The organism is Chromohalobacter sp. HP20-39 (assembly GCF_033052815.1).
Lineage (GTDB): Bacteria > Pseudomonadota > Gammaproteobacteria > Pseudomonadales > Halomonadaceae > Chromohalobacter.
Genome location: NZ_JAWHTP010001093.1, coordinates 1 through 241 on the forward strand (window position 1 = coordinate 1; position 241 = coordinate 241).

At 64.3% G+C, this 241-nt stretch carries 1 protein-coding gene; it reads left to right on the forward strand.

Annotated elements, in window-relative coordinates:
- Positions 1-241: acyl-CoA dehydrogenase family protein (locus tag RVY79_RS21305; protein ID WP_317466616.1), on the forward strand; the 241-nt coding region annotated here is incomplete at both ends.

The window sequence follows — 241 nt, forward strand, 5'->3', positions numbered from 1 at the left end:
GTTTGGCACCAACGTCGGCATCGGTTCGCAGGGCATCCTGATGGACGGCACCGATGCGCAGAAGGCCGACTACCTGCCGCGCATTGCCAGCGGCGAGCTGATCATCTCGTTCGCGCTGACGGAACCGGGCGCCGGATCGGATGCCGCATCACTGCAGACCCGTGCCACGCTGGATGGCGACCACTACGTTATCAACGGCACCAAGCGCTTCATCACCAACGCACCGCGTGCTGGTGCCTTC